13 protein-coding genes are annotated in these 15,253 nt (G+C 37.3%); 11 read left to right on the top strand and 2 right to left on the bottom strand.

The window, feature by feature from the left end; genetic code table 11:
- Positions 1 to 706 precede the first annotated feature (706 nt).
- Entirely contained in the window at positions 707 to 1,690 is a 984-nt protein-coding gene (locus LRP81_RS02730; RefSeq protein ID WP_230499705.1) for a nuclease-related domain-containing protein, read from the top strand.
- Between the two features lie 183 nt (positions 1,691 to 1,873).
- Here the strand turns inward: LRP81_RS02730 and LRP81_RS02725 are convergent, their stop codons facing one another.
- Positions 1,874 to 2,629: a SurA N-terminal domain-containing protein gene (locus LRP81_RS02725; RefSeq protein ID WP_230499704.1), complete on the bottom strand. Its 756-nt coding sequence runs from the start codon at positions 2,627 to 2,629 to the stop codon at positions 1,874 to 1,876.
- A gap of 159 nt (positions 2,630 to 2,788) precedes the next feature.
- On the opposite strand from LRP81_RS02725, the gene LRP81_RS02720 reads away from it, so the two are divergent.
- Both LRP81_RS02720 and LRP81_RS02715 read left to right on the top strand, forming a co-directional pair.
- Positions 2,789 to 3,319, top strand: coding sequence for an RNA polymerase sigma factor (locus LRP81_RS02720; RefSeq protein ID WP_230499703.1), 531 nt, complete (start codon positions 2,789 to 2,791; stop codon positions 3,317 to 3,319).
- A complete protein-coding gene (locus LRP81_RS02715; RefSeq protein ID WP_230499702.1) occupies positions 3,306 to 3,932 on the top strand; it encodes a hypothetical protein in 627 nt (208 codons plus the stop codon). The genes LRP81_RS02720 and LRP81_RS02715 overlap by 14 nt, the downstream gene beginning before the upstream one ends.
- Positions 3,933 to 4,083: 151 nt before the next feature.
- On the opposite strand, the gene LRP81_RS02710 is transcribed toward LRP81_RS02715, so the two are convergent.
- Positions 4,084 to 5,787: an Rqc2 family fibronectin-binding protein gene (locus tag LRP81_RS02710; RefSeq protein ID WP_230499701.1), complete on the bottom strand. Its 1,704-nt coding sequence runs from the start codon at positions 5,785 to 5,787 to the stop codon at positions 4,084 to 4,086.
- A gap of 157 nt (positions 5,788 to 5,944) precedes the next feature.
- Between LRP81_RS02710 and LRP81_RS02705 the strand changes: the two genes are divergently transcribed.
- From LRP81_RS02705 to def, 8 genes are all read left to right on the top strand, one after another.
- Entirely contained in the window at positions 5,945 to 8,632 is a 2,688-nt protein-coding gene (locus LRP81_RS02705; protein ID WP_230499700.1) for a calcium-translocating P-type ATPase, SERCA-type, read from the top strand.
- A 197-nt stretch (positions 8,633 to 8,829) separates the two neighbouring features.
- Entirely contained in the window at positions 8,830 to 9,699 is an 870-nt protein-coding gene (locus LRP81_RS02700; RefSeq protein ID WP_230499885.1) for a YicC/YloC family endoribonuclease, read from the top strand.
- Between the two features lie 60 nt (positions 9,700 to 9,759).
- On the top strand, positions 9,760 to 10,023 hold the full coding sequence (gene remA / locus LRP81_RS02695; RefSeq protein WP_152444261.1) for an extracellular matrix/biofilm regulator RemA: 264 nt from the start codon (positions 9,760 to 9,762) through the stop codon (positions 10,021 to 10,023).
- Between the two features lie 14 nt (positions 10,024 to 10,037).
- A complete protein-coding gene (gene gmk, locus LRP81_RS02690; protein ID WP_230499699.1) occupies positions 10,038 to 10,652 on the top strand; it encodes a guanylate kinase in 615 nt (204 codons plus the stop codon).
- Between the two features lies 1 nt (position 10,653).
- Positions 10,654 to 10,887 (top strand): DNA-directed RNA polymerase subunit omega, encoded by a 234-nt coding sequence (gene rpoZ / locus LRP81_RS02685; protein WP_230499698.1) that lies wholly within the window; start codon positions 10,654 to 10,656, stop codon positions 10,885 to 10,887.
- A 249-nt stretch (positions 10,888 to 11,136) separates the two neighbouring features.
- Complete coding sequence (gene coaBC, locus LRP81_RS02680; RefSeq protein WP_230499697.1) at positions 11,137 to 12,345, top strand: bifunctional phosphopantothenoylcysteine decarboxylase/phosphopantothenate--cysteine ligase CoaBC; 1,209 nt, start codon at positions 11,137 to 11,139, stop codon at positions 12,343 to 12,345.
- Complete coding sequence (gene priA / locus LRP81_RS02675) at positions 12,342 to 14,750, top strand: primosomal protein N' (protein ID WP_230499696.1); 2,409 nt, start codon at positions 12,342 to 12,344, stop codon at positions 14,748 to 14,750. Before coaBC ends, priA begins: the two co-directional genes overlap by 4 nt.
- Positions 14,751 to 14,769: 19 nt before the next feature.
- Positions 14,770 to 15,249, top strand: coding sequence for a peptide deformylase (def, locus tag LRP81_RS02670; RefSeq protein WP_230499695.1), 480 nt, complete (start codon positions 14,770 to 14,772; stop codon positions 15,247 to 15,249).
- Positions 15,250 to 15,253 lie beyond the last annotated feature (4 nt).

Raw genomic sequence — 15,253 nt, 5'->3', positions numbered from 1 at the left:
CATCAAAGGTTCGTGAAATACCTCAAAAGGTTTTGAAAATACCATCAAAGGTTTCTGAGATATCCCCTAAAGGTAGCCCATTTCCTCGAAAGGGGCAGGAAGGTAAGGAAATAAGGTAATTATTAGCTTCAACCAATGCAAGAAAGGGGAGATCTCGAAAGGATTTCGAAACATTATCAAAGGTTCGTGGAATACCTCGAAAGGTTTTTGATATAGCATCAAAGGTTCGTGAAATACCTCAAAAGGTTTTGAAAATACCATCAAAGGTTTCTGAGAATCCCCTAAAGGTAGCCCATTTCCCTCGAAAGGGGCAGGAAGGTAAGGGAATAAGGTGATTATTAGCTTCAACCAGTGCAAGAAAGGGGGGATCTCGAAAGGTTTTCGAAACATCATCAATGGTTCACGAAACACCTCGAAAGGTTTTCAAAACAGCATCAAAGGTTTCCCTAAGTCCACTATAGGTTTCCAAAAGCCTGCTAAAGGTTCCCTACTTCCCACAAAACGTGAAATAGAGCATTATTTATATAGCAGTTGAAAAGTGCATAGTTAGAACATTTAGGACTACTCTAAGTTCGTCAAAAGGAGCGGCAAAACAAAGTGGAAATATAGCGCCAAAATAATATAATATAAAAATGCGATTTTCGTTTTATGGAAGGAAAATAAGAGGATGACGCAGTATTGTATAATAAACGAGAGGAGTGATAATTTGTTTAAAGAATCAGTAAATCTTCAGAAATTACAGGTTTTGAAAAAGAGGCTTAAAGTAGATCATCCCAAGTATATGGATCTAGAAAATGAAATTAGAATGAAAACAGCGGGAGAATATGGAGAGTATTCGATAAATTATTATTTATCTTTAATTCCAGAGTTAAAGTACGATTTTCAAATTGTTCGTGGACTGCGTTTACCTTTTAAAAATAGCTACTTTCAAATTGATACCCTTCTTTTGTTCCCCTCATTTTTTCTCATACTAGAGGTTAAACATTTAACCGGAACTCTTCATTTTGACCCGAATTTTCATCAGTTACTCCAAACTAAAAATATCATCCTTCCTAACAATGAATCTATTGATGAAACTAAATCAATTCCTGACCCAATATTACAGGTGAAAAGACAATTCAACCAACTTAAAGATTGGTTTGATGATCAAGGATATACCGATTATCGCGGTGACTCACTTGTAGTCTTAACTAATACAAATGCTATCGTGAAGGCTATTTCCGATAATAAAAAAGTGCAAGATTTTGTTGTTAGAAGTCCCGGACTCTCCTTTAGAGTGGAGAAACTTATTAGGAAACATGAAAATGATGATTATTTATACTGGGAGGAGCTAAAAGTCATATCTAAGCAGTTGAAAAGCAGCAATGTCGTGCGATCTAATAATGATTTAGAAGAATTTAATGTCCAAGTATCAGATATTCATCCAGGTGTATTTTGTACATCGTGTGAGGTACTCTTGATGGTAAGGGTGAACGGGATATGGAAATGTATAGTATGTAATCATGTATCAAAAGACGCACATGTGAAGACAATTGATGAATATTTTCTTTTGTTTGGAAATGAAATTAGTAGCCGTGATTGTATGTGGTTTCTCCAGTTAAATAGTACGTATATTGCTAGGAGTATATTAAAATCTATGAAATTAAATGAAGTTGGTAATACATTTTCAAAAAGATATCATAAAAAGTAAGGATCTAAATTAAGAGTATTAGTAACTTGAATTTCGCAAACTGAAATCGACAAATAAGCCTTGAGATAGTTGGAAAGACCGTCAACCTTTACTTTTGGTGATGAACCAATTAGCGTAGAAATTTCCATCTTTCACAAAACAAAAACAAAAAACACACCTCATAAAGAGGTGTGCCGTAAACCATTAAATCATTTTCTCAATTTCACTGTTTTCCTTTAGCTCTTCAACAACTGCTTGTAGTTTTTTCTGCTTGTCTTCCTGTTCTAATTGACCACGGATTTGGTCTTCTACTTCAGCTAGTTCAGGGAATTGGTTTTCTTGGGTTTCTTCACCTTCTGCAGCATCTTGTTGTTGTGCTTCACTTTGTTCTTTTGCTTGCTTATAATATTCTTCGACTTGCTCGTCCGTTACGTTTGTTTCTTCAAGTTCGTTTTCAAGATATTTCTCAAGTGCAAGCTCTTCTGCAATTTGAGTTTTAAGGGTCTCCATTGTTAGTGGACTAGCTTCTAGAGCTTCATTGAATTTTTCTTCACTTTCATATTGGGTTTTAATTTCGTTAAGGTAGTCTTCTACTTCTTTTTCAGATGCTTCATAGCCTTTGTCACTGACTTCTAGTGAAAGGATTTTTTGGTCAATTAGTGTATTTAATGTTTGCTCTTTAAGAGTATCTGCGTCTCCCATTTGACCGAATTGCATCATCATAATCTGTGTTTGTTGAAGCATATTGTTATATTCTTCACCTTTTATTTCTTCTCCATTAACAGTTGCAACTACCTTTTCAGGGTCCACTTCTTCTAATTCAGGAGCTTGTCCTTGATCTTGTTGATCTTGGGCATTTTGATTTCCTTCATTTGCTGCATCATTTTCATTTGCCCCGCAAGCAGCTAGTAGTGCGGTAGTTAACATTGCAATCAGAAAAACCGATAGCTTTTTTTTCATGTTGTTACCTCCAATGTGAAAACATTTCAAACTATTTTTCCATTTAAACATGGTTTTTATTAGGAAGCAAATATTTTCCCTTCTATTATTGAAAATATCTGTAACCTTTTTTCAATTCGAACGTCTTTATAGCAATATTTCACGAGAGGAGGAAGGATGTTGGATGAGGAAAATGCAAAACAAAAGGTAAGGGAATGGTACATGTTATACAGTGATGAAATTTATCGCTTTATATATTTATTGATTCGAGATCATGAGCAAGCAAAAGACCTGATGCATGATACCTTTTTGAAGTCCTATTTTAGTCTTGAGCAATACCAGGGAAGAGCAAGTGTAAAGAATTGGTTATACCGGATTGCTAGGAACCTTACGATTGATTATAAAAGGAAATCAAATCCAATTAGTTACTATTTGACTGAATGGAATTTGATTTCCGTAAACAGAGAAGGATGTCCTCAAAGGATTTTAGATCTAGGAGAATCTGAAAGGCACTTTTACATGGCCTTAAGTAAATTAAAGCATTCTTACCAAGAGGTAATTTTGCTAAGAAAAGTAAAAGAATTATCCACCAGGGAAACAGCAGAGGTCTTGAATTGGTCGGAAGCTAAAGTGAAAACTACTCTTTCACGAGCTCAGGACGCTTTGAAAAGAACGTTGGAGGAGGAGGGATATATTCATGGAGAAGTATAATGAAGATCAAGGGGCTCCAAGTTTCTCCTCTATCCGATTAGATGTAGATGAAAAGGAGCAAATTTATGAGAGATTAACAGATAGTATGAATAGGAATACCAAAAAATCCCTTTTTACTTTTCAAATTATTTTCATGTATGCTTCAGTGTTATTGATAGCATCAATAATAATTAGTGGTACAGTTATAAAACTGCAGGAAAGGACTGTAGGTACCTTAAGTGAGCATGGGATATTTGAAGAACCGAATATTCCTATTCTGCAAGATTTGGATCTTCATTTACAGCAAGAAATGGAGAATAAATGGTGGATTAAAGATGAGAAGGAGAAGGTTGTTGGTGCGATAATCTTCGCTGAAGAACCGCTTCAAGATTCAATAGAAATCACTGCGATTATAGAAAATAAAGAACTAAGCGATTATGCTTACCCAACAATCTATATACTGGAGCATGTAAAAACAATGGGTGTATTTCAAAGTCATCATTATTTTATTAATAGAGAAGGGAACCAGGAAGGCCCAAGTAACGTGTATCTGCGAATTAATGTACCTTACCCAGACCATGTCTTAGAAAAACAAGCAACTTTTATAATGGAAAGCTATCAAAAACATAACTAATTATAGTAAGAAAAATCCGGACTAATAGTCAAAATTTTTTTAATAGAATTTTGATTTGGTCCGGATTTTTTATTAGATAAATGGAGTTGCTCTAGGTATTTGCCTTATGCTTTGCAGTGCAATGTTCTTATAATGCTTGAGGTTTTGCCTCTTATTTTTTTAACTGTATCATCATTTCTTCATCCGGAGTGACATAAACGGTCTGCTGTTGTTCGTAGATAACAAAACCTGGTTTGGCTCCAGATGGTTTTTTAACATGCCTTACCTTTGTATAGTCTACAGGGACCGAACCGGAATGGCGGGCTTTGCTATAATAGGCGGCAATCGTTGCTGCTTCCCTAATAGTTGCCTCTGCGGGATTTTCACTGCGGATTACAACATGGGACCCAGGAATATCCTTCGTATGAAGCCATATTTCGTCTCGTCTGGCAACACGATTGGTTAAGTGGTCGTTTTGTTTATTGTTTTTTCCAACAAGAATTTCCGTGCCATCACTTGCCAGATAAGACTCTAGAACCGGTTTTTGTGGCTTCGTTTTTTTGCGGTTTTGCTTCATTCGTAAGTAGCCTTCTTCCATGAGCTCATCACGGATTTCCTGTATATCTTTTGGAGAGGCAGTTTCTACTTGCTGGCTTAACATATCAAAGTATTGAATCTCTGACTGTGCTTTTTCAATTTGTTCTTCTACGATGGAAAGTGAGTTTTTTGCTTTTTGGTATTTATTGAAATACCGCTGTGCATTTGCTGATGGTGTTCGTTGTGGATCTAGAGGAATCGTTATAGTGGATCCATTCTCATCGTAATAGTTTACGACACTAACCTCCACATCACCACGTGAAATTTGATAAAGATTTGCAGTTAGTAGTTCTCCATATAATTGAAACTTTTCAGCATCTTTGGCATCTACGAGCGTCTGCTCTAATTTACCAATCTTCTTTTGATTTTTATGGATTTCATTGATGATAAATCTATCTAAATCATTAGCCTGTTGTTTGACGCGGTCTCTAGATGCTTTCCCGAAATAAAAGCGATCAAGTGTTTCGCTTAGGGAATCAAAGGTTTTTTTCTCCCCACTAATATGCTTTAGGTCAATTAAGTAAAAGATTTCTTTATTGCTGCTTGTCAAAGTTTGGGGAGAAAATGCATGTTGTTTGATTTGATTTACTAATGAAATAAAGCTTTTTGGCAACGAATCCCTATTTGTGAGTCCTGCTGTGAATACTGCTTCTTTTGCAAATAACGGGGAGATTCCTGCAAAAATATTAACCAACTGTTTGTCTAGCTTTCCGGCAAAAAAATCAAGCTTCCGTTGAACGGTCTCTTCTGTTGCTTCAAAAGGATGAAGTTTGTTTTGAGACGGTGGCATTACATAAGGTTGGCCAGGAGAAAGACTTCTATGTCTATTTTGTGATAATGATACATGTTTAATAGTATCAAGAATCATATTTTTTTCTTTGTCTACAAAAAGAATATTGGAGTGGCGTCCCATAATTTCTACAATCAGCTGTTTATAGGAAACGTCCCCTATTTCGTTCCTTGCTTTTACATCAATTATGATAATGCGGTCCATTTCAATTTGATAAATATTGGTAATGATACTCCCTTCAAGGTGTTTACGGAGCAACATACAGAACATGGGTGGTTCTGTTGGATTTTCATAGGTTTCATTTGTCAGGTGAATTCTGGCATAGCTTGGATGTGCGCTAATCAGTAACTTATGATTTTTGCCTCCCTGCCGTATAGTTAACAGTAATTCATTCTTATATGGTTGATATATCTTCGTAATTCTTCCACTTTCAATCTTCTCTTTTAATTCGGTTGTCATAGCGTATGTAAAGATTCCATCAAAACTCATCTATATAAACTTCCTTTCTAATGAAGCAGGTAAATACGGTTCTCTCCTCTATTATATCTCATCAATTCTGATAACGCCCAAAAAGTATATCATTTTTTTGGACAGGTCCGAATAGACTTTCATAGATAGATTTTGTGCAAAGGTTGTGAGAGGACAGATGAAATGGCATGAAATGAGAGCAGAAGAAGTTGAGGAACAGATTAACTCCAATCTAAATGCTGGTTTAAGTGAATCTGAAGCGAAAAATCGGCTATTACAATTTGGGACGAATGAACTTCAAGAGGCCGAACGGCCGAACGCCATCTTATTGTTCTTAGAGCAGTTCAAAGATTTTATGGTCGTTGTTTTGCTTGCGGCTACCATGATATCTGGTTTACTTGGGGAATACATTGATGCTATTGCTATTATTGCTATTGTGGTAATTAATGCATTTCTAGGGTTTTTTCAGGAAAGAAAAGCTGAAAAATCGTTGCAGGCATTAAAAGAGTTGTCAGCCCCCCAAGTAATGGTGTTAAGAGAAAGAGAGTGGCGCAAGGTTGCTTCGCGTGATGTGGTAGTTGGTGACATTGTGAAGTTCACAAGTGGTGACAGAATTGGAGCGGACCTTAGAATTGTACAGGCTAGTTCATTAGAGATTGAAGAGTCGGCATTGACAGGTGAATCAGTTCCATCTGTAAAAAGTGTTAGTCCTGTAGCTGGATCTGATATTGCAATAGGAGACCAAGAGAATATGGCATTCATGGGGACCCTTGTAACCCGTGGTTCTGGGGTAGGGGTAGTAGTAGCAACCGGAATGAATACAGCCATGGGGCAGATTGCGGATTTACTCCAATCAGCAGAAGCCACTATCACCCCATTGCAAAGAAAACTTGAACAGCTTGGGAAAATATTAATTACAGTAGCGTTGATTTTGACAGCTTTAGTTGTAATAGTAGGTGTATTACAGGGGCATAGCTTGTACGATATGTTCTTGGCTGGGGTTTCGTTAGCGGTAGCAGCCATTCCGGAAGGACTTCCAGCAATTGTAACAGTGGCGTTGTCTCTTGGAGTACAAAGAATGATTAAACAAAAGTCAATTGTAAGAAAGCTACCTGCCGTGGAGACTTTAGGTTGCGCATCTGTTATTTGTTCTGATAAAACAGGGACTCTAACGCAAAACAAAATGACAGTTACTCACGTTTGGTCGGGTGGTAAGCTATGGAGTGTAACAGGAAATGGGTATGAGCCTAAAGGGGAATTTCTCCAGGACGGAAATAAAGTAGGTAAGATGGACAAATCATTGCAGCAGCTACTTACTTTTGGGTTGTTATGTAATAATGCAGAAGTTAAGGTAAAGAACAAACAATATGTTCTTGATGGCGATCCAACAGAAGGTGCACTATTGGTAGCTGCCATGAAAGCAGGTTATACAAGGGAAAGCTTGATTGATGACTTTCAGCTTGTAAAAGAATTCCCTTTTGACTCGGAACGGAAAATGATGAGTGTGATTGTAAAAGACAATCATGGAAAATTATTTGTCATAACAAAAGGTGCACCTGATGTGATAACAAAGGTAAGTGAATCGCTCCTTTGGAATGGAAAACGTGAGCTATTAACGCAGAAGTATGAGAACTTTGTTAAAGACATGGTCCATACGTTAGCATCAAAGGCGCTTCGAAATATTGCGGTAGCATTTAAGCCTATCACATCGTTTCATGAAGGTATGTTAGAGAAAGATGTAGAAAAGGATTTAATCTTTATCGGTTTGCAAGGAATGATTGATCCGCCTCGTCCAGAAGTGAAACAAGCAGTCAAAGAGTGTAGGGAGGCTGGTATCAAGACGGTGATGATTACTGGTGATCATGTTATTACCGCAAAAGCGATTGCTTCCGAAATTGGGATTTTGCCAATGGGAGGAAAGGTTTTAGAAGGTAGGGCATTACAGGGAATGTCACAGGAGGAGCTAGAACAGATAGTAGAAGATGTATATGTATATGCAAGGGTTTCGCCTCAACATAAGCTGTCAATTGTAAAAGCTCTTCAAAAGAAAGGCCACATTGTTGCCATGACAGGTGATGGGGTGAATGACGCTCCAGCAATTAAAGCTTCCGATATAGGGATTTCAATGGGGATTACTGGTACAGATGTAGCAAAAGAAGCATCCTCCCTTGTGCTACTAGATGATAATTTTGCTACCATTAAATCTGCCATTAAAGAAGGTCGTAATATTTATGAAAACATCAGGAAATTTATTCGGTACCTCCTTGCATCCAATGTTGGTGAGATACTTGTCATGCTCTTTGCTATGTTACTTGCCCTTCCTTTACCACTTGTACCTATCCAAATTCTTTGGGTAAACCTTGTTACAGACGGATTACCAGCTATGGCATTAGGGTTAGATCAAGCAGAGGGAGATGTGATGAAAAGGAAGCCGAGACATCCTAGAGAAGGAGTCTTTGCTAGAGGGTTGTGGTGGAAGATTGTCTCACGTGGGTTTTTAATTGGACTAGCTACTTTGCTGGCATTTATTATTGTCTACAGGCAAAATCCAGATAATTTGATGTATGCTCAAACAGTAGCTTTTGCAACACTCGTTATGGCGCAGTTAATTCATGTATTTGATTGTCGAAGTGAACGTTCTATCTTCCATCGAAATCCATTTCAAAATATGTATCTAGTTGGTTCGGTATTATCTAGTATATTGCTAATGCTTGTGGTCATTTATTATCCACCACTTCAAGGTATTTTCCATACAGTAGCAATTGACCCTAAAGAGTGGCTCCTTATTTTAGGAATGGCTTCCTTGCCAACATTTTTATTGGTTGGAACGCTTTTTACAAGTAAAGCAAAAAAGAATATGGTATAATTCTATTAAGGTAGTAGAGGAAACCTCTATTACCTTTTCCTGTAATGTGCTAAAAATAACTTTTAAAATAAGGCAAAGAATGCTAATATAGTGGTTGCTTAGCATCTCAAAGGCATTTATCAGAACCTGTAATATGCAGTTGGAAATTCTTCTACCATATTAACGCTACTCTTTACAAAGAATCGGACGTGAAAAAAATGGTGAAAAGTATGACAGGCTTTGGTCAATCGGAAGTGACCATTGATACATATAACATTAATGTGGAAATAAAGTCAGTCAATCACAGGTTTTGTGAGTTTAATATTAGAATGCCTAAGCGGTATCAATACTTAGAAGAAAAAGTAAAAAAAACAGTTAGTTCTATCGTAAACCGAGGACGCATTGAAGTATTCATCTCGGTGGAAGGTGGAACAAATGATAAACATTTGAGTGTAGACTGGCAACTTCTGTCTTTATACATAAAGGAATTACAAAATGCCAAAGAAAAATTTCAAATTTCCAGTCCGATTGAAATTAGTGATATACTTAAATTAGAAGATGTATTCATCATTTCAGAGTCGGAAAAAGGATTTGAAGTTGAAAAACCATTGCTAGAACAAGTTATGTTAGCATCTGAACAATTAGTTTCCATGCGTTCCCATGAAGGAGAGCAACTAAAAGAGGATGTGCTTGAACACCTTTCCCATATTGAAGAATTGACTGATCGAGTTAAAGAATCTGTTCCATTAGTAGTGGAATCCTACCGAAAAAGAATGGAAGTTAGATTAAAAGATTTTATAGTTTCACAAATTGATGAACAACGTATTTTAGCCGAAGCTGCTATTTTCGCAGACAAGGCAGATATTAATGAAGAGATAAAAAGAATACATAGTCACTTGAGCCAATTCCGGCATTCCTTACAATCAACTACTCCAGTAGGAAGAAAGTTAGATTTTCTCGTTCAAGAATTGAATAGAGAAGTGAATACAATTGGTTCCAAAGGAAATGACGCCAAGATTGCAAATTTGGTAGTCGATATGAAGGCTTGTCTAGAAAAAATAAAAGAGCAAGTACAAAACATTGAATGATTGTTGATTATCAACCAATAAACAGGGATAGAATAGAGTTTGTAACAAGAGGTGGGAACCATGAATATTAAATTGATAAATATTGGATTTGGTAATATCGTTTCAGCAAACAGAATCATTTCTATTGTAAGTCCTGAATCTGCACCGATTAAGCGCATTATTCAAGATGCGAGGGACCAAGGAATGCTCATTGATGCAACATATGGTAGACGAACTAGAGCTGTTCTAGTTATGGATAGCGATCATGTAATTTTATCAGCAGTACAACCTGAAACTGTTGCACAGCGACTTATAAATAAAGATGATATGTCTGATGAAGGGTAGGTATTTATAAATAAATGAGAGAAAGAGGATTATTGATAGTCCTTTCTGGTCCATCGGGCGTTGGGAAAGGAACTGTCAGAAAAGCATTATTTTCAAAAAAGGATGTTAGCTTGCATTACTCCATTTCAATGACTACAAGAAGTCCTCGGGATGGTGAAGTGGATGGTACAGACTATTTCTTTAAATCCAGAGAAGCATTCGAACAGCTTATAGAAGAAGATAAATTTATCGAATGGGCTGAATATGTTGGAAATTATTACGGTACTCCTGTTGAATATGTGGAACAATGCCTGGCAGAAGGCAAAGATGTGTTTTTAGAAATAGAAGTGCAAGGCGCAATTCAAGTGAAAAGTAAATTCCCAGAAGGAGTTTTTATTTTCTTGATGCCACCTAGTCTATCGGAGTTGAAAAACAGAATTACAACAAGAGGGACAGAAACGGAAGATTTGATTAACAATCGCATGACTGTAGCGAAAGAGGAAATCGAAATGATGGATGCTTACGACTATGTTGTAGAAAACGATCAAGTTGACCTTGCTTGTGAAAGGATTCAGTCTATCGTTCAAGCTGAACATTGCAAAAGGTCTAGACTTCGTGAAAAATATAAACAAATGCTGGAGGCTGAATAATATGTTGTACCCATCTATTGATTCTTTAATGACTAAACTGGATTCTAAATATACATTAGTAACTGTGTCTGCAAGACGTGCAAGAGAATTGCAACAAACAAATGACCAAATGATTGAAAAAACTGTTTCCCATAAGTTTGTAGGGAAAGCGCTTGAAGAAATTGAGGCTGGGCTGCTTTCTGCAAAAACAATCAAAACTGCTGAAAGAAGCGAAGGAATTCTTAATCATAAGTAATTTTACAACCTGAAGATGGGTTGCCCAGGTTGATTAAAAATGCCTCCACTATTTCTACCCGCCCTTTTGGGGACGATTTTTACCAATTTGGTAACCTTTGTCCTCCCGAGGGCTGTTATCTTGATTGGCGAGGGTTTTTAATCTGTTTGACCATATTACTTTGAACTTTGTCTAAACACTGAACAACCTAGAGATAGGTTGTTATTTTTTTAAGGACATTTTGATAGTTTAGCAATGGGGGTAGGTTTTATGCTAAAAGGGAAAAAAATATTGTTATGTGTGACAGGTGGTATTGCTGTTTACAAGGCGGTAGCCTTAACGAGCAAGCTTGTCCAGCAAGGTGCAGAAGTGAAAGTGATTATGAGTGAATCTGCTACGAAATTTGTTACACCACTATCATTTCAAGCGTTATCCCGTAATGAAGTGTTTACAGATACATTTGAAGAAAAAAATCCTGCTGTCATTTCTCATATCGACTTGGCGGATTGGGCTGATCTCGTGTTAGTTGCGCCTGCCACTGCCAATGTGATTGGAAAGCTAGCTAACGGGATTGCAGATGACATGGTTACTACTACATTACTTGCAACAACAGCTAAAGTGTGGATTGCACCTGCGATGAATGTACATATGTATGATCACCCAGCTGTAAAGGAAAACATAGATCGTCTCTTATCCTTTGGATATACATTTTTGGAGCCTGGAGAGGGCTTTTTGGCATGTGGTTATGTTGGCAAGGGGCGTTTAGAAGAGCCTGAAGCAATTGTCGAGGCGCTCACTCACTTTTTTACGAAGGAGAAGAGAAAACCTTTACTTGGAAAAAGTGTTTTAGTTACTGCAGGTCCGACTATTGAAAAGGTGGATCCAGTACGATACTTTACTAATCATTCTTCTGGAAAAATGGGCTATGCAATCGCGGAAATAGCTGCAGAGATGGGTGCTTCAGTCGTACTCGTATCTGGACCAACCCATTTACAGTCTCCACCAAATGTTTCTACAATAAGAGTGGAATCTGCCCAAGAAATGTATGAAACAGTCCTTGAATATTATGAAGATACCAATATTGTTATAAAATCTGCAGCAGTCGCTGATTACCGGCCAAAGCATGTTTTTGATCTCAAAATGAAAAAGTCAAACGATGACAGTTTGATAGAGATGGAAAGAACAACTGATATTTTGAAAACTCTAGGAGAACAAAAGAAAAACCAAATTTTAGTAGGGTTTGCTGCTGAGACAAATGATGTGGAGAGATATGCCAAGGATAAGCTTGATAAGAAAAACCTCGATCTAGTCGTTGCGAATAATGTGACACAGGAGGGAGCAGGTTTTGGAACAGATACCAATATTGTAACCCTATATAGAAAAAATGGAACACATCTTTCTTTACCGATGATGTCAAAAAAAGATGTAGCGAGATCCATTATCAATGAAATAATTAAAACACTCGAGGAAAAACAATGAGATTTGCAAGTGTAATAGTGGATGTCCCAGTAAAACAAACAGATCGACCATTCGACTACGAAATTCCTGAAAAATGGATAGGGATTGTTCAGCCTGGAATAAGAGTCAATGTACCATTTGGACCAAGGCAAATTCAAGGCTTTGTAGTGGCAGTCAAGGAATCTACAACTGTCGAAAAAACGAGGCCCATTACCTCATTAATTGATATTCAGCCAGTGTTGACAAAAGAATTGATGGGCTTGGCGCATTGGTTAAGGGATCACACACTGTGCTATACTATTTCAGCTTATCAAGCAATGCTACCAGCAGCATTAAAAGCTAAATATGTGAAATGGATAATTGCAAGAGATGTAACTAAATTACCTGCCGAATTACAGCTTTTTTTTCACGATACAGATAGGATTAAATTTGAAGAGTTAAGCGGAACAAATCATTTTAACGTAATCAAATGGTTAATTGAGGAAAATATTTTAGAAGTCTATTATGAAGTGAAAGACCGTCTCTCGAAAAAGACGCATAAAATTATTAGGCTAAATGCGACAGAAGAAATACTAGTACAAACAAAAAATGAACTATCTGAAAGAGCCATTGCACAGCATAAGCTATTGGACTTCTTTTTGGAAACTAAACAATCAGAAATAGTAAAGAAATTGCTCTTGGAAGAATTGCAAATTGGAGTTGCAGCATTAAAGGCGTTAATAAAGTTGGAAGTATTATCAGAAGAAGACGTGGAGATTTACAGGGACCCATATTTGGAGCGGACTTTCACTCCTTCCTCTCCATTACCATTAACATACCAACAGAACGAGGCGATCGGTCCGATTTTGGATTCCATCGACGGTAATAGACATGATGGGTATGTCATGTTTGGAGTTACTGGCAGTGGCAAGACAGAAGTATATATGCAAACAGTTGACAGAGTCCTTCAAAAAGGAAAAGAAGCGATCGTTTTAGTACCTGAAATTGCGCTGACTCCACAGATGGTTAATCGTTTTAAATCCAGATTTGGTTCCAAAGTTGCTGTATTACACAGTGGGCTTGGAATGGGAGAGAAATATGATGAATGGCGCAAAATTCATCGAAAAGAAGTGAAGGTAGTCGTAGGTGCCCGTTCAGCTATTTTTGCTCCGTTTGAAAATATAGGTATCATTATCATTGATGAAGAGCATGAAACTAGCTATAAACAAGAAGATACCCCAAGGTACCATGCAAGGGATATTGCTATGGAAAGAGGTCGCTATCACGAGTGCCCTGTAGTATTAGGTAGTGCTACGCCTACTTTGGAAACCTTTGCCCGTGCATCAAAGAATGTGTATAAGCTTTTGAAAATGGACAAGCGTATGAGTGAACAAGGGATGCCAGAAGTAGACATAGTAGACATGAGAGAAGAATTACGTGAAGGTAATCGATCCATGTTTTCGAGAGCCCTTCTAGAAAAAATGCAAATTAGATTAGAACGTGGAGAGCAAACGGTGCTTTTTTTGAATAAAAGGGGTTATTCTTCATTCGTTATGTGTCGAGACTGTGGATATGTAGTAGAATGCCCACATTGTGATATTTCCTTAACCTATCATAGAAGCTCCAATCAAATGAAATGTCATTATTGTGGATATGAAGAACCCGTAAGTTCAAATTGTCCGTCCTGTGACAGCGAACATTTTCGTTTTTTTGGAACAGGAACACAAAAGGTAGAGGAAGAGATAACAAAACTGTTGCCTAACGCTAGGGTTATTCGCATGGATGTGGACACAACAAGAAAAAAGGGTGCACATGAAAAACTCTTACAACAATTTGGCGATAGAAAGGCAGACATTCTCCTTGGAACACAAATGATTGCAAAAGGGCTTGATTTCCCATATGTTACACTTGTTGGTGTCCTTACAGCAGATACTATGCTTAATATTCCTGATTTCCGGTCATCTGAAAAAACTTTTCAGCTATTAACCCAAGTTAGTGGCCGGGCTGGTAGACATAATTTAGCTGGTGAAGTTGTCATTCAATCCTACAGTCCGGAGCATTACAGCGTGGAATTGGCTAGTCATCATGACTATCTCCAGTTTTACCAAAAAGAAATGCAAGTCCGAAAACTCCATCAATATCCACCGTTTTATTTTCTGGCACTCGTAACGGTCACACACCAAGAGCTGACAAAAACGGTTGCTGTTACAGAAAATATTACCAGGTTTTTGAAGCAGCATTTATCAGACAATGCTGTTATATTAGGTCCTGTGGCGTCTCCGATATCACGGATAAAAGACAGGTATCGATATCAATGTATAATCAAATACAAAAAAGAACCAAACCTGCATTCGGCACTTAAAAGTGTTTTAGATAAATATCAAACAAATATGGAGCAAGAAAAACTGGCTGTACATGTGGATTTAAATCCATATATGCTTATGTAATTAGTTGGAGGAATGAAGATTGTCTATTCTTAACATCGTGAAATATCCAGCAGAGGTTTTAGAACAAAAATGTGATAGTGTAACTGTATTTGACAAAAGACTTGTCAGATTAATAACCAATATGTACGATACGATGCTTGAAGCAGATGGAGTTGGATTGGCTGCACCACAAATTGGAATTGCCAAACGAATAGCCATAGTGGAAGCAGACGAAAAATATGGAAAAATCGAAATGATTAATCCTGAAATAATCGAATTAGCTGGTGAACAGACTGGTCCGGAAGGCTGCCTAAGTTTTCCTGGATTGTATGGAGAGGTATCAAGACCTAATTATGTAAAAATCCGAGCGCAAAATAGAAAAGGTAAATGGTACGAGTTGGAGGCGAAAGGGTTTCTTGCCAGAGCCATTCAACACGAAATGGACCATTTAAACGGAGTATTATTTACTTCAAAAGTAATAAGATACTATGAAGAAAACGAGTTGGAAGTAGAAGGGTGATAAA

This window comes from Sutcliffiella rhizosphaerae (assembly GCF_917563925.1).
Lineage (GTDB): Bacteria > Bacillota > Bacilli > Bacillales > Bacillaceae_I > Sutcliffiella_A > Sutcliffiella_A rhizosphaerae.
Note: the sequence above shows the minus strand (reverse complement) of the source record. Positions and strands in the feature narration are given on the sequence as shown.